The sequence below is a fragment of the Parapedobacter sp. genome, assembly GCF_053550995.1.
Genome location: NZ_JBMQOC010000077.1, coordinates 1 through 21,242, shown reverse-complemented (window position 1 = coordinate 21,242; position 21,242 = coordinate 1). Strand labels below are relative to the sequence as shown.

22 protein-coding genes are annotated in these 21,242 nt (G+C 49.6%); 14 read left to right on the top strand and 8 right to left on the bottom strand.

Annotation, left to right across the window (positions count from 1 at the left end; genetic code table 11):
• The 14 genes from ACO1NT_RS11095 to ACO1NT_RS11030 all read left to right on the top strand — a co-directional run.
• Positions 1-181 (top strand): hypothetical protein (locus tag ACO1NT_RS11095; protein WP_449048693.1); only part of this gene is annotated, 181 nt, incomplete at its 5' end.
• A gap of 190 nt (positions 182-371) precedes the next feature.
• Complete coding sequence (locus tag ACO1NT_RS11090) at positions 372-2,480, top strand: HEPN domain-containing protein (RefSeq protein ID WP_449048692.1); 2,109 nt, start codon at positions 372-374, stop codon at positions 2,478-2,480.
• A 44-nt stretch (positions 2,481-2,524) separates the two neighbouring features.
• Positions 2,525-3,289: a uroporphyrinogen-III C-methyltransferase gene (gene cobA, locus ACO1NT_RS11085; RefSeq protein ID WP_449048691.1), complete on the top strand. Its 765-nt coding sequence runs from the start codon at positions 2,525-2,527 to the stop codon at positions 3,287-3,289.
• Complete coding sequence (locus ACO1NT_RS11080; protein WP_449048690.1) at positions 3,286-3,885, top strand: precorrin-2 dehydrogenase/sirohydrochlorin ferrochelatase family protein; 600 nt, start codon at positions 3,286-3,288, stop codon at positions 3,883-3,885. Before cobA ends, ACO1NT_RS11080 begins: the two co-directional genes overlap by 4 nt.
• Positions 3,882-4,583, top strand: coding sequence for a phosphoadenylyl-sulfate reductase (locus ACO1NT_RS11075; RefSeq protein ID WP_449048689.1), 702 nt, complete (start codon positions 3,882-3,884; stop codon positions 4,581-4,583). Before ACO1NT_RS11080 ends, ACO1NT_RS11075 begins: the two co-directional genes overlap by 4 nt.
• 56 nt (positions 4,584-4,639) lie before the next feature.
• On the top strand, positions 4,640-5,530 hold the full coding sequence (gene cysD, locus ACO1NT_RS11070; RefSeq protein WP_449048688.1) for a sulfate adenylyltransferase subunit CysD: 891 nt from the start codon (positions 4,640-4,642) through the stop codon (positions 5,528-5,530).
• A 56-nt stretch (positions 5,531-5,586) separates the two neighbouring features.
• Positions 5,587-6,840 carry a sulfate adenylyltransferase subunit 1 gene (locus ACO1NT_RS11065; protein WP_449048687.1) on the top strand — a complete coding sequence of 418 codons (1,254 nt, stop codon included), beginning with the start codon at positions 5,587-5,589 and terminating at the stop codon, positions 6,838-6,840.
• A 386-nt stretch (positions 6,841-7,226) separates the two neighbouring features.
• The gene (gene gdhA / locus ACO1NT_RS11060; protein ID WP_449048686.1) at positions 7,227-8,558 is read left to right on the top strand and encodes an NADP-specific glutamate dehydrogenase; all 1,332 of its coding nucleotides are present in this window, start codon (positions 7,227-7,229) and stop codon (positions 8,556-8,558) included.
• A gap of 9 nt (positions 8,559-8,567) precedes the next feature.
• Positions 8,568-8,816, top strand: coding sequence for a hypothetical protein (locus ACO1NT_RS11055; RefSeq protein WP_449048685.1), 249 nt, complete (start codon positions 8,568-8,570; stop codon positions 8,814-8,816).
• Between the two features lie 77 nt (positions 8,817-8,893).
• Positions 8,894-9,352 (top strand): ribonuclease HI, encoded by a 459-nt coding sequence (rnhA, locus tag ACO1NT_RS11050; RefSeq protein WP_449048684.1) that lies wholly within the window; start codon positions 8,894-8,896, stop codon positions 9,350-9,352.
• Between the two features lie 89 nt (positions 9,353-9,441).
• Complete coding sequence (locus tag ACO1NT_RS11045; protein ID WP_449048683.1) at positions 9,442-9,951, top strand: hypothetical protein; 510 nt, start codon at positions 9,442-9,444, stop codon at positions 9,949-9,951.
• Between the two features lie 106 nt (positions 9,952-10,057).
• Positions 10,058-10,711, top strand: coding sequence for a hypothetical protein (locus tag ACO1NT_RS11040; RefSeq protein ID WP_449048682.1), 654 nt, complete (start codon positions 10,058-10,060; stop codon positions 10,709-10,711).
• 22 nt (positions 10,712-10,733) lie between these two features.
• Positions 10,734-11,504 (top strand): sensor histidine kinase, encoded by a 771-nt coding sequence (locus ACO1NT_RS11035; RefSeq protein WP_449048681.1) that lies wholly within the window; start codon positions 10,734-10,736, stop codon positions 11,502-11,504.
• Between the two features lie 31 nt (positions 11,505-11,535).
• Positions 11,536-12,156 carry a response regulator transcription factor gene (locus ACO1NT_RS11030; protein WP_449048680.1) on the top strand — a complete coding sequence of 207 codons (621 nt, stop codon included), beginning with the start codon at positions 11,536-11,538 and terminating at the stop codon, positions 12,154-12,156.
• 22 nt (positions 12,157-12,178) lie between these two features.
• Here the strand turns inward: ACO1NT_RS11030 and lysA are convergent, their stop codons facing one another.
• From lysA to icd, 8 genes are all read right to left on the bottom strand, one after another.
• Positions 12,179-13,348, bottom strand: coding sequence for a diaminopimelate decarboxylase (lysA, locus tag ACO1NT_RS11025; RefSeq protein WP_449048694.1), 1,170 nt, complete (start codon positions 13,346-13,348; stop codon positions 12,179-12,181).
• A 25-nt stretch (positions 13,349-13,373) separates the two neighbouring features.
• Positions 13,374-14,687, bottom strand: a complete 1,314-nt coding sequence (locus ACO1NT_RS11020; RefSeq protein WP_449048679.1) for an aspartate kinase — start codon at positions 14,685-14,687, stop codon at positions 13,374-13,376.
• A 43-nt stretch (positions 14,688-14,730) separates the two neighbouring features.
• A complete protein-coding gene (locus ACO1NT_RS11015) occupies positions 14,731-15,678 on the bottom strand; it encodes a D-2-hydroxyacid dehydrogenase (protein ID WP_449048678.1) in 948 nt (315 codons plus the stop codon).
• A gap of 9 nt (positions 15,679-15,687) precedes the next feature.
• Positions 15,688-16,755: a 3-phosphoserine/phosphohydroxythreonine transaminase gene (serC, locus tag ACO1NT_RS11010; RefSeq protein WP_449048677.1), complete on the bottom strand. Its 1,068-nt coding sequence runs from the start codon at positions 16,753-16,755 to the stop codon at positions 15,688-15,690.
• A 119-nt stretch (positions 16,756-16,874) separates the two neighbouring features.
• Positions 16,875-17,762 carry a flavin reductase family protein gene (locus ACO1NT_RS11005; protein ID WP_449048676.1) on the bottom strand — a complete coding sequence of 296 codons (888 nt, stop codon included), beginning with the start codon at positions 17,760-17,762 and terminating at the stop codon, positions 16,875-16,877.
• 19 nt (positions 17,763-17,781) lie between these two features.
• Entirely contained in the window at positions 17,782-18,753 is a 972-nt protein-coding gene (locus ACO1NT_RS11000) for a fumarylacetoacetate hydrolase family protein (RefSeq protein ID WP_449048675.1), read from the bottom strand.
• A complete protein-coding gene (locus ACO1NT_RS10995) occupies positions 18,750-20,120 on the bottom strand; it encodes a sigma-54-dependent transcriptional regulator (protein ID WP_449048674.1) in 1,371 nt (456 codons plus the stop codon). The genes ACO1NT_RS11000 and ACO1NT_RS10995 overlap by 4 nt, the downstream gene beginning before the upstream one ends.
• A 56-nt stretch (positions 20,121-20,176) precedes the next feature.
• On the bottom strand, positions 20,177-21,242 hold a 1,066-nt coding region (icd, locus tag ACO1NT_RS10990), incomplete at its 5' end, for an NADP-dependent isocitrate dehydrogenase (protein WP_449048673.1).

The following is a 21,242-nucleotide window of genomic DNA, read 5'->3' as shown; positions in this document are numbered from 1 at the left end:
TTTAGGATACTTCGTGGATGAGATTATCGACGAGGATCGACAAGACGAGGTTTTCGATTATTTCCGCGGCGCGGAAATCGATTCCGTCGACCAAGCATTAAGTGATTTGGGCTCCGATGATTATACCTACGAAGAAATCCAGTTGATGCGGATTAAATTCATGTCGGAGTTGGGTAATTAAAATTCAAAACACTGTATTACAGTAGTTTATTTGGGTGTTTTGTCAAATTTTCATTTTAACACTACTATTTCTATATACATTAGGTATATTTGTGCCATGAAAAGGGTCGGGATGGTTATCCGACCTTGATAGGAGCAAGAATAACAGAGTATATAGGCGGATTTATTCCATTAATAGCTAGACAACATCCATGCAAAGTTTCAGGACCGAACTGGAAAACCCGGTCGTAGAAAAGGAGATTATTGAACTGGAACGCAAAATCAGGGCGTTCCGGGACGGGTCATTGCCAGAACAAAAATTTAAAAGCTTACGGCTAGCCCGCGGTATTTATGGACAGCGGCAACCCGGCGTTCAAATGGTGCGGATCAAGCTGCCGTTTGGCAAGGTCACATTCAAACAGCTGCTCCGTATATCGGACATTTCCGATGAGTACGCCATCCGTAATCTACATTTCACCACGCGACAAGATATCCAGATCCACTTCGTGAGCCTGGACCGTACGCCTGAGTTATGGGCAAAGCTGGCTGAAGATGATATTACGATACGGGAAGCCTGTGGCAACACGGTGCGTAACGTCACGGCATCGCCCGAGGCGGGCATCGACCCCAACGAACCTTTCGACGTGTCGCCGTATGCCCACGCCACGTTCTCTTATTTCCTCCGTAATCCGATTTGCCAAGAACTTGGCCGGAAGTTTAAATTCGGTTTTTCGTCCAGCCCCCGGGATACTGCTTTTGCTTTCGGGCAGGACCTTGGGTTTATTCCTAGGGTCCGAACGGTGAACGGCCAAGAGGAACGGGGGTTCCGTGTCGTATTGGGAGGCGGGTTAGGAGCCCAGCCCATGGCAGGGCACGTGGTGCACGAGTTCCTTCCCGAAGACCAACTGATACCGTATTCTGAAAGCGTGCTGCGAACATTTGACCGGTACGGTGAGCGGAATAACCGGAACAAAGCCCGGTTTAAGTACCTGATCCAGAAATTGGGCCTCGAAGAAGTGAAACAACTGATCGGTGAAGAACAAATCGCTAGCAAAGTAAAGACCTATAGCATTGACCGTAACGCAGTGCCGCAACCCGAGCCTCCCGGCCACGTTCCCACCGAGGTGGCGCCGGTGGTTGATAGCATGGCCTACGAAATCTGGCGGAAAACTAATGTCTGGGAGCAAAAGCAAGCAGGATTCTATGCAATCAATATCAAGGTGCCAACCGGCGACATGCCTACCGAGAAAGCAAGGGTGTTGTTGGCGGGTATCCGCGGCCATGTGGCCGACGAGTTGCGCGTGACGCAAAACCAAGGGCTGTTGCTGAAGTTCGCACGCGAAGAATCGCTGCCGCATATCTACAATATATTGCTTAAAATCGGCTTTGCGAAACCTGGGTTTGATAGTGTGGCAGACGTGACGACCTGTCCGGGTACAGACACCTGTAACCTAGGTATTTCAAACAGTACCGAAATGGCCCGGGTATTGGAGTCATTGATTTATGAGGAATACGAGGAACTTGTTTACGATCGGGACCTAAAAATAAAAATCAGCGGCTGCATGAATTCGTGCGGACAGCACGGAATCGCCAATATCGGGTTGCACGGTAGCTCGCTAAAAGCCAATGGCAAGGTAGTACCTGCGGCGCAGATCATGCTCGGCGGCGGCGTTTTGGGCGATGGACTTGGCCGTGTGGCCGAACGGGTGATCAAGGTCCCCTCTAAGCGGGTTGACCAGGCGGTACGCTTGTTGTTGGATGACTATGCGGCAAACGGACTACCGTCGGAGCATTTCCATGCGTATTTCGAACGCCAAACCAAAGACTATTTTTACCGGATGCTGAAACCACTTGCCGACCTCACCAACTTAATAGAAGAAGAGTTTGTTGATTGGGGCCACCAAGAGACCTACCAGCAAGCCATCGGCGTAGGCGAATGTGCAGGCGTGGTCGTCGACTTGGTTTCCGTATTGCTCTTTGAAGCGGAAGAAAAACTCGATTGGGCGAATGAAAGCTACAGTAATGGCGCATTTGCCGATGCGATTTATCATACGTATAGCATGTATATCAGTGCAGCTAAAGCGCTGTTGCTGGAAAAAGGAATCCACAGCAGCACCCAAATTGCCATCATCAACGATTTTGAGAAAAATTTTGTAGAATCCGGTGATGTTGACGTTCCGGGAGGGTTTGCCAGTCAGGTACTTGAAATCAATAAACAAGACCCATCCGAGGCGTTCGCACGGCAGTATTTAGCGAAAGCTATCGACTTCCACCAAGCCAACATCGCCAAACGGTCGGTGGCCGAAGCGGCAAACGGTTAACGAACCGTATTCCGATACGGATACAGAAATAACTGAACAACGAAATGAATAGACATCCCAAAATAACACTCGTGGGGGCTGGGCCTGGAGATACCGACCTGATCAGCTTAAAAGGCTTGAAAGCGTTGGCGACAGCGGACGCCGTACTATACGACGCCCTGGTGAATGAAGAATTATTGGATTATGCGCCTAAACATGCGTTACGCATCTTCGTAGGCAAACGGGCAAATCACCATACATTCAGCCAGCTGGAAACAAACCGGATGATGGTTGAACTCGCACAGACAAACGGCCATGTTGTTCGCCTGAAGGGCGGCGATCCGTTTGTTTTCGGAAGGGGTGGGGAAGAACTGGACTATGCCGCCGAAAACAATATCACTACCGCGGTGGTTCCCGGTATCTCCAGTGCCATTGCGCTGGCTGGGCTGCAAGGGGTTCCATTGACCTATCGTGGCATAAGTGAAAGCTTTTGGGTGATTACCGGAGCTACCACGGCGGGTTCGGTTTCGAAAGATATCCACGCAGCGGCCCGAACGGACGCCACAGTGGTGGTGCTGATGGGATTAAATAAATTATCGGAAATCGCCCGTATTTATCAGGGCGCCGGGCGGGGGAATCTGCCGGTAGCGGTTATCCAGAATGGATCGCTGCCCGACGAAAAAACAGCATTGGGCACCATGGATAACATCGCCGATGAAGCCCAAGCCCGACAAATAGGTGCGCCAGCGGTGATTATTATCGGTGAAGTGGTAGCCAAACATGTGCAATACGGATCGAAAAGGAGCCGGGAAGATGCCATAGCGGTATGAGCGACCAAGTGAGCAACCAACTATTCCCTGTATTTCTGCAGTTGAATCGATTGCAGACCCTCCTTGTGGGTGGTGGGAATGTGGCATTGGAAAAGCTTACTGCATTGCTGGGCAACAGCCCCCACGCGTCGGTTAAGGTTGTCGGCAAGGAAATCAGTCGGGAAATACGGGTTTTTACCCGCGCGTACCCGTCAGTCACTTTGTACGAGCGGGCCTTCGAAAATGCCGATTTGGATGGGGTGGATGTGGTCGTTGTTGCGGCCGATAATGCCGATTTGAACGTACATATCCGGAACGAGAGCCGTAAACGGCATTTGTTGATCAATGTTGCAGACAAACCGGATTTGTGCGATTTTTATCTAGGTTCTATCGTGAAAAAGGGGAATTTGAAGCTCGGTATATCCACAAACGGGAAATCGCCCACGATTGCGAAGCGGATCAAAGAGTTGCTGAATGAGGCGCTCCCCGAGGAAATCGACGAGACACTTAATTATATGAGCCAACTTAGGGACTTGTTAAAAGGTGATTTTGCCGACAAGGTAAGGACACTTAATGCACATACCGTATCTTTGCTCGCGTCAAAAGATGAAAAATGAATGCACTGACAACTGAAATTACTGCCCTCGTGGACGGAAAGGCCATAGCTGATGCGCTGGCCTCAATTACCCACCGTTTTCCAGGACGTGTGGTTTTTTCCACCAGTTTCGGCGTCGAGGACCAGGCGATCACGCACATGATCTTTAGCAACGATTTGCCGATACGTGTTTTTACGCTCGAAACCGGACGGCTGTTCCGTGAAACCTACTACGTATGGAACCGAACAGTGGAGCGCTATAAAAGAAAAATAGAAGCTTATTTCCCAGACACACAAGCCGTTGAGCAATTGGTTACTGAAAAAGGGCCGGCCAGCTTTTATGAATCCGTGGAAAACAGGAAGGAATGTTGCCGCATCCGTAAAATAGAACCGCTCCAGCGTGCTTTGCATGGTGCGGCCTGTTGGATAACGGGTATCCGTGCGACGCAATCTGATAACCGGCAAGGCATGGCGCAGGTGGAGTGGGACGCAGGCAACAACTTGGTCAAGTTCCACCCGATTTACCATTGGTCGTTGGAAGACGTCTGGGATTATGTAAAAGAACACCAAATCCCGTATAACCCGTTGCACGACAAAGGATTCCCAAGTATCGGTTGCGCACCCTGCACGCGGGCAGTGGGAGAGGGGGAGGATTTCCGCGCAGGCCGTTGGTGGTGGGAGGACAAAAGTAAAAAGGAATGTGGCTTGCATGCAACGTGACACGCTCGGCCGCTAGAAGAAGAATAATTAGATGAAATAAAGCAGAGATAATAAACATGGATTATTTAGACCATTTGGAGGCTGAGGCCATATACATTTTACGGGAAGTGGCGGGGCAGTTCGAGAAACCGGCATTGTTATTTTCAGGCGGGAAAGACTCGATTACCCTGGTGCATTTGGCAAAAAAAGCGTTCAGGCCCGGAAGGTTTCCTTTTCCACTCGTGCATATCGATACAGGACATAACTTTCCGGAAACGATCGCTTTCCGTGATGCATTGATAGCAGAACTGCAAGAAGAATTGATTGTGGGCTTTGTGCAAGATAGCATAGATGCCGGCAAAGTGGTTGAACAAAAAGGAAAGAATGCCAGTCGTAACCAGCTTCAAACCACCACGTTGCTGGATACCATTTCTGCGAATGGCTTTGACGCTTGCATCGGTGGCGCACGTCGCGATGAAGAGAAAGCACGTGCAAAGGAACGGATTTTCTCCGTGCGGGACGAGTTTGGGCAATGGGACCCGAAACGCCAACGCCCTGAATTGTGGAACATTTATAATGGACGTATCCACAAAGGGGAAAATGTACGCATATTTCCCATCAGTAACTGGACCGAACTGGACGTTTGGAACTATATCCGAAGGGAAAATATCGACTTACCGTCCATCTATTTCTCACATGAACGAGACGTGATTACGCGTAATGGGCAATTGATGACCGCGACGGAATTCTTGAGCATTGACCATGAAGACGTTGTGGAACGCCGAAAGGTGCGATTCAGGACGGTGGGCGACATGACGTGTACGGCCGCAGTGCCATCCGAAGCTTATCATATCGATGATATCATCGAAGAAATACAATTGTCGAATATCAGCGAACGGGGGGCACGCATGGACGATAGGGTGTCTGAGGCGGCTATGGAAGACCGTAAAAAGGGTGGCTATTTTTGATCCATCGACAACGGAACAGCATTAGAAATTCAAACAACAAAAAAGAAAATCCAACAATGGATCTATTGAAATTCATAACAGCAGGCAGTGTAGACGACGGTAAAAGCACCTTGATAGGCAGGCTGCTGTACGATACCGATTCGATATTAGATGATCAATTGGAAGCTATCCAACGCGCTAATCGGAAAAACGACGATGGCACACTGGACCTCGCCATTTTGACTGACGGCTTGAAAGCGGAACGTGAGCAGGGCATCACCATTGACGTCGCCTACAAATACTTCCATACCGATAAGCGCAAATTTATCATTGCCGATACACCGGGGCACATCCAATATACCCGTAACATGGTCACCGGTGCCTCCAATGCCGATCTTGCGATCATCCTCATCGATGCCCGCAAGGGCGTGGTAGAACAGACAAGAAGGCATTCTTTCCTGGTATCGTTATTAGCTATCCCCAATATCCTGGTATGTATCAACAAGATGGATATGGTTGATTACGACCAAGCAGTGTTTGATAAAATCAAAGCCGATTATGAGCGGCTTACCGAAAACATGAATACCACACAGGTAGATTATATCCCCGTCAGCGCATTGAAGGGGGATAATATTGCCTCAGGGTCCGCCAATACACCGTGGTACGATGGAAAGCCGCTATTGGATTTCCTCGAAACGGTCGAGGTAAACCAACAACCGCAGGCACAACAGGCGCGTTTCCCTGTTCAGTGGGTGATACGGCCACAGACAGCGGAGCTGCCGGATTATAGAGGCTACGCAGGCCGCGTTGTCGGTGGTTCTTTTGCGGTGGGCGATCGGATTGTAGCCTTGCCTTCGGGCTTTATTAGTACGGTTACAGGTATCGAATTGGCATCGGACCGTCTTGACATAGCCGAAAACGGGGCATCTGTAATCCTTCATCTGGCAGATGATATCGATATCAGCCGGGGTGACATGCTCGTGAAAGCTGATGAACAGCCGATGCTTTCCCAGTATTTCGAATCCGATATATGTTGGATGGACACCAGGCTGTTAGATGTCAATCAAACCTATCTGCTCCAGCAACACGGGAAAATGACAAAGGTGAAAATTCAGGATATTGTTTACCGGGTGGACATCCAGACGTTGGAGAAATCGGCCAGCGATGGCTTCGGATTGAACGATATCGGCAGGATCCAATTGAAGTGTGCGGATCCGCTGGCATTCGACCCTTATGTAACCAACAAGGCCAACGGCGGAGCCATCCTGATCGACGCGCGGAATAACTTGACGGTAGCGGCATTGATGATTAGCAAACCCCTTGATTACTGATTGATCGCTACCTGTCAGTACCACCTGTGAACTTCCATTGGTCAGATGGATGCGTGGTAATTCACAGGTGGTATTAGGTCGGTATTTTTAAAGGTGTTCCGACTCACTATAATTGACGTTATGTTAAATATAAATTAATATATCTTCCTTCCAATCCCATTTCGTCCATTCATCCATTCGCCCGTTACCACACGGAATAGCTCCACGCCGGAAGTCTCGCTTGGGTTGCCATCAATGGACAGCTTGCTGGCAATCCATTATATGTAACAGTTATTTGATATAATTTTAATGAAAACAGGTTGTGTCATTGTATATTCATAAAAAACAGCTACTTTAATTAAATTTTTGTTAAATTTGCCTGCTTCATAATTATAGTACAATTTAATATGTCAAAATACTTTGAATCGTTCGTCGATTACGTTGCTGTGCGCAATCCAAACCAACCCGAATATCTTCAAGCCGTAAGAGAAGTTGCCGAAGACGTTATACCATATATCGAAACGCAGGCGAAAGATCTGATTGCCTGTAAACTTTTTGAACGTATTACGGAACCCGAGCGGACGGTTTCGTTCCGCGTTGTCTGGGTGGACGATTCAAACCATGTGCAAATCAACCGTGGTTACCGTGTCCAGATGAATAGCGCCCTTGGTCCCTATAAAGGCGGATTGCGGTTCTCCCCTACCGTCAACCTCAGTGTATTGAAATTTCTCGCGTTTGAACAAACGTTTAAAAATAGCCTTACTGGGCTTCCGTTGGGTGCGGGAAAAGGCGGCGCAGACTTCGATCCTAGGGATAAATCGGACAGTGAGATTATGCGTTTCTGCCAAAGTTTCATGACCGAACTTAATCGCCATATTGGCGGTGATACAGATGTCCCTGCTGGCGACATTGGCGTTGGCGAACGTGAAATCGGATACCTATTCGGCCAGTACAAGCGGATACAGAATAATTTCACGGGTGTCTTGACCGGTAAGGGGCCTTCGTGGGGCGGTAGCTTTATCAGGCCGGAGGCTACCGGTTTTGGCTTGCTCTATTTCGTTGAACGCATGCTTTACGAAAAACAAGATACGCTTAAGGGTAAAAAGGTGGCGATATCGGGTGCGGGTAACGTGGCATACTACGCAGCGCTCAAAGCCATTTCCTTAGGTGCGAAAGTAATCACGATATCCAATAGCAATGGAACTATTTACGATGAACAAGGTTTTTCGCAGGAAAAGTTGGATTACGTAAATTCACTGAAGCGTAACCTCCAAGATTACACAAAGCGCTTCCCTGGGGAATACCATGCAGGCAAAAAGCCGTGGCAGTTTGCTTGCGATATCGCCCTCCCCTGTGCAACACAGAATGAGTTAGATGAACAGGACGTCAAGCAGCTGTTGAAAGCAGGTTGTATGTGTATTGCCGAAGGGGCAAACATGCCATGTACCGAACTCGCTGTCAAAGCGATCATGAAGGCCAAAATACTTTATGCGCCCGGCAAGGCGGCAAATGCAGGCGGTGTGGCTGTTTCGGGATTGGAAATGTCGCAAAACCGGATTGGACAGCAGTGGACAGCCGACAAAGTAGATGGCAAACTCAAGAAGATCATGCAGGAAATTCATGATACTTGCGTTCATTACGGCAAAGACAATAATGGTGTGATCAATTACATGAAGGGGGCCAATATCGGTGGTTTCGTAAAAGTCGCCACGGCTATGAAAGCCCAGGGATATGTTTAAAACCGGCGCATGCGAACCATAGCAGAACTCCCCCACCCCGACTTTAAGATTACAATTTTTGCGATGAACCAAAAGTTTATTGTCAAATTTGAACAGGGCACACTCGAACAGGTTTATAAGCTTGCTGAAGCAGATGTGACCGGAGGCGTCGATGGCCTATTCCAGCTAATTGATGCTGAATTTACCAAAACGGTTTCCAAAGGCTTCGATGAGATGCGGAAAAGCTTTGTCGATGCTTACAAAAGACACGAGTATTAATCTCTGCAAATACGAAATAAGCAATTTATACCTGATCTGCCGAACGATTCCAGCGGGAATGGTTTACCTTTGGACCAATGATTGAATTATACACAGACGGGGCATCCAGTGGTAATCCGGGACCTGGCGGTTACGGCACCATCCTGCGCTCGGGCCCCCATTATAAGGAACTGTCTGAAGGGCTTCGCAAAACAACGACCAACCGCATGGAACTGATGGCCGTGATCAAGGGTCTCGAGGCACTTAAAAAGCCCAATCAGCAAGTGACTATTTATTCGGATTCGAAGTACGTCGTTGACGCCGTGGAGAAAGGTTGGGTACATGGATGGGTACGGAAAGGGTTTGCCGGCAAAAAGAACAGCGATCTTTGGATGCGTTTCCTGAATGTTTACAAATTGCATCACGTGAGGTTCGTTTGGGTAAAAGGGCATGCGGGTCATCCGGAGAACGAACGCTGCGACCGCCTTGCCGTACAAGCGTCTCAAGACACCGCCAATTGGAAAATCGATAGCGTGTTTGAAATGGGGAAGGCCTGACAAAAATACCTAATTTGGTGTATTGGCCGAGCTTCCATTTTTCGCGATGTTTGTCATATAGTAATCAAGCATTTTTAAGGCACCGTATTATGAAAGACAAAGGCGAAAACATGCAAAAGAAAAGTAGATTAAACCTTATTCCCGTGGAGTTGGCCCAGCATATGGTCAAAGCATACGATAAGCAACGGCGGGCTCCGGCAGCGTTGAAAAGAAGCAAAGAGCTGGGCAAGAAAATGGACGAACCACGTTCATTTTGGGTAAGCAAGGAAGCGCTCTTGGAGTTATTGGAAATCAATAAGGCTGATGGAATCCGCTTTTACTATGCTATTGCAGATGATTACCCCGGATTTGCATTGAAAAGGCCCGAGCATAAAAAGGCGCATACTGCCGTAATGGTTGCAACAAGGTCTTCCGAACCGGACAACCCCACGATGTTGAATAGCGTGGATTGCTTGAACATACCCAAGACCGCTACCACGATGGGCGGCAAAGGGAAAATCGGGCCGGTAATTCTCCCAATAGCCCCATCGCAAGCGGGATTGCCGGCGGACGAACTGGATTTATGTCCACCCCCCTCACCAGATGGCCAGTTACTGTGAAAATACCGATCCGTATGACGGTCTAATTTAATCGACAAAGGCATCGTGCTCCACCGCCATGTTCGGTGGAGCACTCGGTTGTCCATATCGGTGAAAATGTCAACCTATGAATAGTATTACCATTGCTTTATTAGGTTTAGTCTTCCTTGGCGCGATCATTGGGTTTTATAAGCGCCATACCCTACGTCTACCGGTATTGAAGCTGTTTCCGTATTTCCTGTTGTTCCAGTTCCTTTACCAACTATTCGCGTCGCTGTACTCTTTTGTATTTACCAACCACGCGTCCAACCATTTTATCTTCAATTGGGCCTTGCCGATAAACATCTTATATTTCGGGGCATTGTTCCACGGCGTGGTCAGCCATCCGGTTAAACGAAAGGTCATCGTTGCCGCTACCGCACTAAATCTTGTGTTTTTCTTCGTCGATTTGTTGTTTATCCAAGACATTTCCTTTTTGATGACCTATCCCCGTACCACCATGGCCGTATCTCTGGTTGTCTTTTCGCTGTTATATTTTCACGATCTTGTCAAATCCGACCGCCGTTACGACATCAATCCAGCCCGAAAGGCAACCTTCTGGATTGTCACGGGCATATTTTTTTTCTACCTGAGTAGCACCCTTACCATTATCTTCTGGACATACTTCGTGGTCAACAACGTTTATTTCGGGTCGGTGATGCTCCGGGTATTTGCATTCATATTATATTCCATGTATATTGCTGGTATATTATTACATAAACCACCTGGCGAGGTCAGCTAACCAGATGATGAATCATTGAATCGTGGAAAACGCCATCGAATCGACAAACATCGAAATAGCTATCGCGATCTTGTTCGGAAGCTTAATGCTCGCGCTGATTGGTGTGTTTATGTTCCTCATGGTCATTATTTACCAAAAGCGAAAAATTAAAGCCATCCGGGAGCAGCAAGAACTGATTGTCCAATATGAACAAGCAGTATTGAAGGCCAAGGTAGAGATCCGAGAGGAAACATTAAAATACGTCGGGCAAGAGCTCCATGACAACGTCGGACAAGTGCTATCGCTCATTAAACTTTACCTCTCCCGTCCGGACCCGCAGCGTAAGGCCGATGTCGGGCAACTGATCGACCAGGCGATTAAAGATATTAGGCTGTTGTCGCACGACCTAAACATCAACCGTGTGGAACAGTATTCGCTTAGCGATTTTATCGAACAAGAACTCAATAAGGTCCACAAAGCAGGTATCGTGAAAATATCCTTCGAAAATGAAGGGTTTTGTGAACCGGTTTCCTTCCATGACCGTTTGATGATCAGCCGGATATTTCAGGAATGTATCAATAATATCTTGAAACATGCGGACGCGAAGCATATATTTGTTAAGTTAGCAGAGGAAAAGGACGCCTGTGCATTGTCCATAGCCGACGATGGGACAGGCTTCGAATCCGATTCGATACGGAGGGGAGCTGGGTTAAGCAATATATACGACCGCGTGCGACTCATCGGCGGTGGAATCGAGATTTTATCTTCTCCGGGGAAGGGGACCAAAGTTACATTACAGATTCCACGGGAATAAGGATTCTCGTGGGAAAATGAACGAATAACCAATGATAACTATTGCTATAGCGGATGATCATAAATTGATGTCGGAGGGTATCGCCTCGATTTTACAGTCGGATGCCGAACTGTCGGTGGTAAAGATATGCAATAACGGAAGGGAGCTTATCGAATACTTGCGGACCGGAATGGTAGATTTGGTATTGGTCGACCTGAATATGCCCATCCTTAATGGTCCCGATACAATTCGTATCATTAAAAACGAACAGATTCCCTGTAAGGTGGTTGTATTGAGCATGTACGCCGACGAAAATATCTACGCCAAATGCCGCGAACTGGATATCAATGGCTATTTGCACAAAGACTCAGACGCGCAACATCTCATCGACACCATTAAACTCATCCACGGTGGCCAAAATCGTTACGATTATGAGCATGGGGGGGCAACATCCGAGCCCAGTGCACTTTTTGATGATAAATTCCTGAATAAATTCAAGCTCTCCCCGCGTGAGTTGCAAATCATCACCTTGGTAAGCAACGGCCTTACCAACAATGAGATAGCGGACAAGCTTTTCTTATCGGTGCACACCGTTATGACCCACCGCAAAAACATTCTCCACAAATTGGAAGTCCGCAATACGGCCGAAATGCTGTCGTTGATTAACAGTTAATGGGAAGGGGCTCCCCTCCCATTCACAGCTGGTCGCTGTAGACATATCGTATTTCTTCACGGAGGTTGTATCGCGAGGCCATTACCTCACCATAGGCCCCTGCGGTCCGGATGGCGATGAGATCACCCCGTTGAGTGGTGGGGAGGGGCACTTCTTTTCCAAAGCAATCGCTACTTTCGCAGATAGGACCAACCACGTCATAATGTAACGTATCGCCAGTTCGTCCATCCGCATCCACGGAGAGGTTTTCGATCTGATGGTAAGCCTGGTAGAGTGCTGGGCGCAACAGTTCGGTCATCCCGGCATCGATGATGATAAAGTTTTTCTTGATACCGTTCTTTACATACAGCACCTGCGAAACCAAGCTTCCACACTGCGACACCAACGCCCGCCCTAATTCGAAATGCACTTCCTGTCCGGGCTTACGCTCCAGGAACTCGTCGAAAACCGAAAAATAACCTTGGAAATCAGGTATGGAATGGGCATCGGGCTCGTGGTAGTCGACACCCAGGCCACCCCCTACGTTGAGCACTTTCAACCGGAAGCCCCGTTCATCAAACCAATTATTCAATTCGTTGACCTTCACACATAGGCTTTTGAAGACGTTGAGATCGGTAATCTGCGAGCCAACATGGAAATGGATGCCCACCAACTCGATGTGCAGGCATTCCCTTAGCGTTTCGACGGCTTCCGTCAATTCCCAATGAGCAATACCAAACTTGTTCTCATCCAGACCGGTGGTGATATATTGGTGGGTATGGGCGTCTACATTCGGATTGATACGAAGGGCTACGCGGGCCTTTTTCCCCAGGGCAGCGGCAAGGGTGTCGATCACTTCGAGTTCCTGGACCGATTCGACATTGAATGCAAAAATGTCATTGCGCAGGGCGTAAGTAATCTCTTTGTCCGATTTGCCCACACCGGCAAATACGATCTTGCCCGGGTCGAATCCGGTTTCCATGGCTTTACGTACCTCGTTCCCGCTTACGCAATCGGCACCGAATCCCATGTCTCGGATACAATCCAAGAGGCGGTCGTTGAAATTAGCCTTAAGTGCATAATGTACATGGAAACCGAGGGTATCGGCAGACTGGCGTGCTGCTGCCAGTGTTTGTTCCAGCAGTGCCATATCATAGTAGTAAAAGGGTGTTTCCTGTCGGCTAAATGCCTTAATACGGCCGGAATCAAACATCATATTCGTTCGCTTACTTGAATGATTAAAAAAGCCTATTATGCAGTGACCGAAGGGATTCGACCTTGTCTTCCGTTTTTAGCAGTAAGGAGATATTATAGTTGCTGCCACCGTATGAGATCATCCGTACAGGGATATGTTTAACCGCATCCAATACGCGCGATGCATAACCGTGCGTATCCCAGCCGAAGTCGCCCACGACACAGACGATGGTCTGGTCACGATCGATCTCGACCGTTCCGAAATCCCCGAGTTCCTGCTCGATCTCCTGTAGGTATTTCGTGTCGTCGATGGTCAACGAAACAGCCACTTCCGAAGTCGTAATCATATCTATTGGTGTTTTGTAGCGTTCAAACACCTCAAAAACACGTCGCAGAAAGCCATAGGCCAACAGCATGCGCGACGAGTGGATACGGATGGCGGTGATGCCGTCCTTTGCCGCGATGGAGCGTACGATGCCCTTGGCCATGCCGTCTTTGCTGATCAGCGTGCCGGCCGCATTAGGCGCCATGGTATTGAGCAGGCGAACGGGCACGTTGAAGCGCTGTGCCGGGAACACGCTTTGCGGATGGAGAATTTTGGCTCCGAAATAGGCAAGCTCGGCAGCTTCGTCAAAGCTCAGGTGGGCAATGGGCTCGGTACCCTTGACGATCCGCGGATCATTGTTGTGCATGCCATCGATATCCGTCCATATCTGTATTTCATCGGCCCCGATCGCGGCGCCGATGAGCGATGCGGTATAGTCGCTGCCGCCCCGTCGCAGATTATCGATTTCGCCGAAAGCATTGCGACAGATATATCCCTGCGTGATGAAGAAATTGTGATCATTTGCTTGGAGCAGCAGCTCATTCAGATGTTCACGTATGAAATCGATTTTAGGCTCATTATCCTCATCGATCTTCATAAAATCCAAGGCGGGCAATAGCTTCGACCGGATACCCAATTCCGTCAGGTGGAAATGGAACAATGTGGTAGATATCAACTCCCCCTGTGCAAGAATGATCTTCTCCTCTACCGGCGTAAACAATTTACTCGAAAAGGACGCAATCAAGCTGAAATGGTAATCGATCAGCTCTTCCCCGTTCCGCCGTCCTTCGTCAGATGTGAAAAGTTCGGAAATCAGCGTCCGGTAGTGATCGTGCAACGTATTGATGAGCGCCGACGCCTTGTCCTTATCACCGGCGAGATAGGCCTGTGAAATTTCCACCAGCGCGTTGGTCGTGCCGGCCACAGCCGACAGCACGATGATTTGGCGGTTTTGGGGATTGATGATATCCAACAATCCCTTGATGCGCTCCGCACTTCCTACGGATGTTCCCCCGAATTTTAATATTTTCATCGATGGTATGATTTGAATGACCCCAATCCCTGTGCTGTGATTGTTATTTCTTGAGGTGCTCAATGATCAGTTGCGCTAATTCCGCACCGATCCGTTCCTGTGCTTCACCTGTTGCCGCGCCGATATGAGGGGTAAGCGAGACCTTCGGGTGGGTGAGTAGCTCCTTGCGTGGTGTGGGCTCGTTGTCATAGACATCTAGCCCGGCAAACGCAACCTTGCCATTGTCGAGCGCTTCCAAAAGAGCGACTTCTTCGATAACCCCACCCCGCGAAGCATTCACCAGCCCAACGCCGGGTTTCAATAGGTCAAATTCCGCTTTCCCAATGATCGGCTTATCAGTAAAAGGGACGTGGATGGAGATAAAATCTGCCTTGCGGAGCAATTCCTCGGTCTCCACCTGTTGGATAGGTACGTCGACGGTTATCCCTCCGGATAGTTCCAAGGGAAGGCTTTTGGGGGCTTCGAATAGATCGCTTACAATCACATCCATTCCCAGGCCCAGTCCCACTTTTGCCGTTTCCCTGCCGATGCGGCCGAAACCGATGACTCCTAGCGTTTTGCCACGTAGTTCCACGCCTTTGGCATAAGCTTTTTTTAGGGCGCCGAAATTCGTGTCGCCCTCTAGGGGCATTTTCCGTTGGGCATCATATAAAAAACGTACACCGCCCAGCAGGTGTGCGAATACCAATTCCGCAACCGACAGCGAGGAGGCCGCTGGGGTATTTATTACTGCTACGCCCTTGGAGCGCGCATATTCCACGTCGATATTATCCATCCCTACGCCGCCACGGCCGATTAATTTCAGGTTTGGGCACCCGTCGATGAGCGCTGCGCGTACTTTGGTTGCGCTACGTACCGTAATGGCATCGTAAGCGGGTAACTTTTCCGCAAGCTCCGCTTGGGGTATGTGGTTGGTATCTACTATAAACCCTGCATCCTCCAGTAATTGCTTACCTAAGGGGTCGATGCCGTCATTTGCTAATATCCTCATGTCTCGTGTCTATTTATTGTTCTCTTCAAATTCCTGCATGGTATCCACCAATGCATTCACACCTGTAATACTGAGCGCGTTGTAAATCGATGCGCGGAAACCACCGACACTCCGGTGTCCTTTCAAGCCTACCAATCCACGTTCTTTCGCGAGTTCCAAGAACGCGCCTTCATGCGCCTTGTCTTCGGTTACGAATGTCACGTTCATCCTTGACCTGTCTTCGCTCCTGGCGGTTCCCTTAAACAAGGGGTTCCGGTCGATTTCATCATACAGCGTACGCGCCTTGATGATATTCTCTTGTTCGATAACCGCTATGCCGCCTTTATTTTTCAGCCACCGGAGATTAAGCATCGCCACGTAGATAGAAAATACCGGTGGCGTATGATACATCGAGTGCGCGGCAATATGCGATTGGTAGTCGAAGATCGTGGGCAATGCCCGGCCGGTTTTACCAAGTAACTCTTCTTTCACAATGACAACAGCCGCTCCTGCAGGCCCTACATTTTTCTGCAGACCCGCGTAAATGAGACCGTAATCGGCTACATTGATTACACGGCTCATGATGTCGGAAGACATATCGGATACCAACGGCACGCTGGCCTTGGGCGTTTCGAAGATTTCCGTTCCAAAGATGGTGTTGTTGCTTGTATAATGCAGGTATGCTGCATCGCTTGGTACTTCGTAGGTTTTGGGCACATAATTATAATTGGCATCTGCCGAAGAGGCTACTACAACGACGTCGCCGATTTTTTTTGCTTCCTTGATGGCTTTGCTCGACCAGGTTCCCGTGTCGAGATAGGCAGCTTTGCCCCCTTCAGCCAGCAGGTTCATCGGCACCAACGGGAATTGTGTACTGGCCCCACCCTGCACAAAAATAACAGCGTACCCCTGCGGTACCGACAGCAGCTCGCGCACCAACTGTTCGGCTTCAACCATCACAGCTTCAAATTCCTTGCTGCGATGCGATATTTCCAAGATAGACAGCCCGGTGTCATTGAAGTTCAATACGGCTTGGGAGGCTTCCTGAAAAACTTCTTGGGGCAATATGCATGGCCCCGCTCCAAAATTATGCTTCATATTGTTTTATCTGAGAGGTGTATCCTTTTAATTTGCCGCAAAAATAAGAATTATTTGTTGTAATTCGTTCAATAATTCCAATAATATATTGCGAATAATTCAAAGATAGTTGCCGGTTGTTAAATCAACAACAACGTTTTCCAAGCCTTCATTACCTCCCCCTCGTCGAGCAGCGCAGCGGCCTTTCGGTGCAGGTGGATTTGTAGGGTCGCCTTGTCGCCAATGAAGGCGTCCAATATTTCACGGGTGTCGGGGTCCGTGCGCAGTGCGTCCACCTCGTCGTCCGTGGGGAGCACGTCTACATTTCCCAGTTGCCCCAGGTGATTGCCGGTCAGCACGGGCGATTGCCGGATATGTTGGGGCAACTGGTCTACCCCTATTCCGCGGTTCCGTAGCGGTTTGGCTACTTCAAACAGATTGGCCGCGGTAACACGGCAATACCAGTCGCCACCAAGCCGTGCCACCAGATCGAGTTCGGCTTGGTCAACGCGGCCATCCGCGTCCAGCAAGGCGTCGTGCACGTGCATCCGGAGCACCTCGGCCAGGACCAGGTTTCCGGCTCCGGGGATGTCGGCCAGCTCGATCACTTGCCGCACCCTGCATTCCAGTTGTACCGGAGATTCGGCCACACGCGGCGGCGATACCAGTTCCGCGGCCAACGGCGTAAAGCCTGATTTGACGAATTCGTCGACACCTCGCTCGTATTCGGTACTAGCTAGCGATTGCTGTTGCACCATGGCGTAGTTTACAATGTTGATCACCACTTCAGGCACATCGCGGATATTTTCGAGCGTATGTTTCGTGCTGCCATCGCGCATGCGCCGCAGCGGGGAAAACACGCAAATTGGCGGGCGTTGCGACATGAGGTTGAAGTAACTGAATGGACTGAGGTTCACTGTGCCTGACTTGTCTATCGTACTCGCAAAGCAGATCGGTCGCGGTGCGATGGCATATTTCAGCAGGTTGTCAAACTGCGGATGGGTAAGCGGATCGATGGTTTTCGTCATTGAAGTCAAAGCTATGAAACTACGGCGCATTTTCCAACTTCACCGTATTCACCAAGCGTCCCAATCCGGTTACTTCCATTTCCACCGTATCGCCCGGTTTCAACCATTGGGGTTCATATTGGGGATTTTCCCGTTTTTTCGTGCCGTTGAGTTCCAGGAAACACCCCGTGCCTACGGTGCCTGAGCCGATGACGTCTCCAGGATATACGTCAACACCATAGGAAATCCGTTCGATGATTTCCGCGAATGTCCAATGCATATCGGCAAAATTACCTTTCGATACGCAGATGCCATTTACGGCGCACGTCATTTCCAGGTCAAAAACGTTCCCCACATGGCCCGGCTTGGCTTCGGCCCTATAGGGGGCCAATTCATCGGGGGTAACCAGGTAAGGGCCGATTGCCGTAGCAAAATCCTTCCCTTTCGCCGGGCCAAGGCTCAGCTTCATTTCCTCCCGCTGCAGCCGCCGGGCGCTGAAATCGTTCATGACCATATAACCGGCGATGTAGGCATCCGCGGCCGCGGCTTTTATGTTCCGCCCTTGCCGGCTGAGTACCACGGCCACCTCGAGCTCAAAATCCAGCTCATCGAAGTGCGCCGGCATGCAACGGATATCGCCGGGCCCAAAAATAGCACGATGGTTGGTGAAATAGAACACAGGGAACTGGTCGAATTCAGGAATCATCGGTACCCCCCTGTTTTGGCGCGCGGTTTCTACGTGCTGCCGGAATGCATAGGCATCCCGGCAGGAGGTCGGTTCCGGTACCGGCGCGGCGATGCCCCAAGCAGGAAGGGGTGCAGCTGCCGCGGTCCCATTCGTTATTCGGAGTACGGTTTCGTGGGCCAGCTCCATCATGGCCCCGCCTCCGTCGAGCAAGCCACGCATGGTGCTGGGGATATGCGGGTTGGCTTGGTTTAAGTCATAACCGGTTCCATCTATCAGTACGCCCAAGCGATAGGTGCTACCGGTCGAATAGGAAAAAAGCTTCATTCAATTCCGTATTTTTCCATCTTGTTATACAGTGTTTTCCGATCGATGTTGAGCATCTGGGCGGCCTTGCTTTTGTTGTATTTAGCTTTCTGCAATACATCCACGATCAATTTTCGTTCGTGCGCTTCGCTATGCAACCGCAGGTCGGGATTTTCGGCTGATGGTGCAGTGGCTGGGGCGTCAGCCGATCGTTTTATCGCGTATACCATCTCTTCGGGCAAGGCGGATGCTTCGGCTTTGGTGCCGGGCGAAAGCAGTACCATGCGCTTAATTACATTCTTCAATTCGCGCAAGTTGCCCGGCCAGTCGTATGCATTGAAAATTTCCTTCACCTCGCTGGCCAATTCCTCCACGTTCCGGCCCAACTCTTCATTGGCTTTCCTTACAAAGAAATCGACGAATTGCTGGAAGTCCCCACGCCGATCGCGCAACGCCGGCACGATGATCTCAAACTCGTTGATGCGGTGGTAAAGATCTTCCCTGAATTTGCCTGACCCCAATAGGTCTTCGTTGGTGGCGGCGATTACCCGCACGTCTACGTTGATTGTTTTATTCGCTCCCACCGGCTGTATGACCTGTTCCTGCAGCGCCCGTAGCAGTTTCACCTGTACGTCATAAGAGAGGTTGCCGATTTCGTCGAGAAACAACGTGCCGCCGGTCGCCTCTTCAAACTGACCGGTCTTGTCGTTCAGTGCGCCGGTAAACGATCCTTTTACATGGCCGAAAAGCTCGCTCGATGCCAACTCTTTAGACAATGTACCGCAATCGATCGAAACAAAGGGCTTGCCTGCCCGTTTACTCTTCTGGTGAATTGTGCGCGCTACATATTCCTTTCCGGTCCCGCTTTCGCCGCGTATCAGCACCGACATATCAGTGGGTGCCACCAATGCGATATATTCGTGCAGTTTGCGTGCTGCCGTGCTAGCCCCTTCTACAAAGTCCAAACCCGGCGTGGTATCGATACGGGTTTTACGTGCTTTTGACGTTGCGTCTGCTTTGCCGGCCGATTTCCCCTCCAAGGCTTCATTGACAACCATCAGCAGTTCATCGGGGTTAACCGGTTTGGTGATGTAGTCGAATACGCCCTGCCGTATGGCATTCACCGCGGTACGGACATCATTGAAACTGGTCATGATAACCGAGGGAATTACTTTATCCTGGGCATGGAGGGCGTCCAACACCTCCAATCCAATGCCATCACCTAGTCGGTAATCCAACAATATCAACTGGAATTCATGGGCTTTAAGTGCCTCAATGCCACTTTTTACACTATATTTCACCACGACATCGAACCCCTTCTTTTTCAAGAAATTGTCGAGTATCGTGGCAAATGTGGTATCATCTTCCACCAAAAGAATATTGGCCATGCGTATGCAATTATTAAGTCGAGTATCTGTTATTAGTATATCGAACGGTCAAAACCCTATTTTATTTTATCGATGATTGCCGAAGCGAATTCGCTTGTTTTCAGCAACTTTCCATCAGGCATCTGATCGAAAAAGTCAACCGTTACCGTTTTATCCAAAATCGTTTGCTTCAATGCAGTTACTATCCGTTTGGCTGCTTCGTCCCAGCCGATGTATTCGAAGAGCATTACACCGCTCAAAAGCACGGAAGAAGGGTTCATGCTGTCTGTATTGGCAAAACGGGGTGCGGTTCCGTGGGTTGCCTCGAAAACCGCATGCCCGGACTGGTAATTGATATTTGCGCCGGGTGCTATACCGATGCCCCCAACAATTGCCGCTAGCGCATCCGATATGTAATCGCCATTCAGGTTTAACGTGGCGATGACCGAATAGTTTTTGGGATTCAATAAAATCTGTTGCAGGAAATTGTCGGCAATTACATCCTTGATGATGATTTTCCCATCCGATTCCGCAGCGGCCAATTCCGCATTTGCGGCCTTTTCCCCATCGGCATCCTTCTTTCGCTCCCATTGTTGCCAGGTATAGGTGGCATTTGCGAATTCGGTCTCGGCCAGCTCATACCCCCACCCTTTGAATGCCCCTTCGGTATACTTCATGATATTGCCTTTATGCACCAGGGTTACCGAGGGCAACCCGTGCCGTATGGCATGTTCGATAGCCGCCTTGATCAATCGTTTGGAGCCGTGTTCGGAGACCGTCTTGATGCCGATTGCGGTGTCGGCGGTGAAATCGAAATCGACCGCCATATCGCGTCCAAGGAACTCTTTAATGCGTTGCCCTTCGGCCGATCCGGCCGGAAACTCGATGCCCGTGTAAATGTCTTCCGTATTTTCCCGGAAGATGACCATGTCGACCTGTTCAGGGTGCTTCACCGGCGAGGGCACGCCCTCATACCAACGGGTTGGCCGTTGGCACACGTATAGGTCAAGTGCCTTCCGTATGGCCACATTGAGCGACCGTATCCCACCGCCTATCGGTGTGGTGAGCGGGCCCTTGATCCCCACGAGGTATTCCCTGAAAGCGTCCAGGGTAGCTTCGGGCAACCATTCACCCGTCTGTTGG

Excerpts from the sequence above, each read along its gene's own strand:
- ACO1NT_RS11090 (WP_449048692.1), top strand. The coding sequence starts at position 372 with ATGCAAAGTTTCAGGACCGAACTGGAAAACCCGGTCGTAGAAAAGGAG.
- cobA (WP_449048691.1), top strand. The coding sequence starts at position 2,525 with ATGAATAGACATCCCAAAATAACACTCGTGGGGGCTGGGCCTGGAGAT.
- ACO1NT_RS11080 (WP_449048690.1), top strand. The coding sequence starts at position 3,286 with ATGAGCGACCAAGTGAGCAACCAACTATTCCCTGTATTTCTGCAGTTG.
- ACO1NT_RS11075 (WP_449048689.1), top strand. The coding sequence starts at position 3,882 with ATGAATGCACTGACAACTGAAATTACTGCCCTCGTGGACGGAAAGGCC.
- cysD (WP_449048688.1), top strand. The coding sequence starts at position 4,640 with ATGGATTATTTAGACCATTTGGAGGCTGAGGCCATATACATTTTACGG.
- ACO1NT_RS11065 (WP_449048687.1), top strand. The coding sequence starts at position 5,587 with ATGGATCTATTGAAATTCATAACAGCAGGCAGTGTAGACGACGGTAAA.
- gdhA (WP_449048686.1), top strand. The coding sequence starts at position 7,227 with ATGTCAAAATACTTTGAATCGTTCGTCGATTACGTTGCTGTGCGCAAT.
- ACO1NT_RS11055 (WP_449048685.1), top strand. The coding sequence starts at position 8,568 with ATGCGAACCATAGCAGAACTCCCCCACCCCGACTTTAAGATTACAATT.
- rnhA (WP_449048684.1), top strand. The coding sequence starts at position 8,894 with ATGATTGAATTATACACAGACGGGGCATCCAGTGGTAATCCGGGACCT.
- ACO1NT_RS11045 (WP_449048683.1), top strand. The coding sequence starts at position 9,442 with ATGAAAGACAAAGGCGAAAACATGCAAAAGAAAAGTAGATTAAACCTT.
- ACO1NT_RS11040 (WP_449048682.1), top strand. The coding sequence starts at position 10,058 with ATGAATAGTATTACCATTGCTTTATTAGGTTTAGTCTTCCTTGGCGCG.
- ACO1NT_RS11030 (WP_449048680.1), top strand. The coding sequence starts at position 11,536 with ATGATAACTATTGCTATAGCGGATGATCATAAATTGATGTCGGAGGGT.
- lysA (WP_449048694.1), bottom strand. The coding sequence starts at position 13,348 with ATGTTTGATTCCGGCCGTATTAAGGCATTTAGCCGACAGGAAACACCC.
- ACO1NT_RS11020 (WP_449048679.1), bottom strand. The coding sequence starts at position 14,687 with ATGAAAATATTAAAATTCGGGGGAACATCCGTAGGAAGTGCGGAGCGC.
- ACO1NT_RS11015 (WP_449048678.1), bottom strand. The coding sequence starts at position 15,678 with ATGAGGATATTAGCAAATGACGGCATCGACCCCTTAGGTAAGCAATTA.
- serC (WP_449048677.1), bottom strand. The coding sequence starts at position 16,755 with ATGAAGCATAATTTTGGAGCGGGGCCATGCATATTGCCCCAAGAAGTT.
- ACO1NT_RS11005 (WP_449048676.1), bottom strand. The coding sequence starts at position 17,762 with ATGACGAAAACCATCGATCCGCTTACCCATCCGCAGTTTGACAACCTG.
- ACO1NT_RS11000 (WP_449048675.1), bottom strand. The coding sequence starts at position 18,753 with ATGAAGCTTTTTTCCTATTCGACCGGTAGCACCTATCGCTTGGGCGTA.
- ACO1NT_RS10995 (WP_449048674.1), bottom strand. The coding sequence starts at position 20,120 with ATGGCCAATATTCTTTTGGTGGAAGATGATACCACATTTGCCACGATA.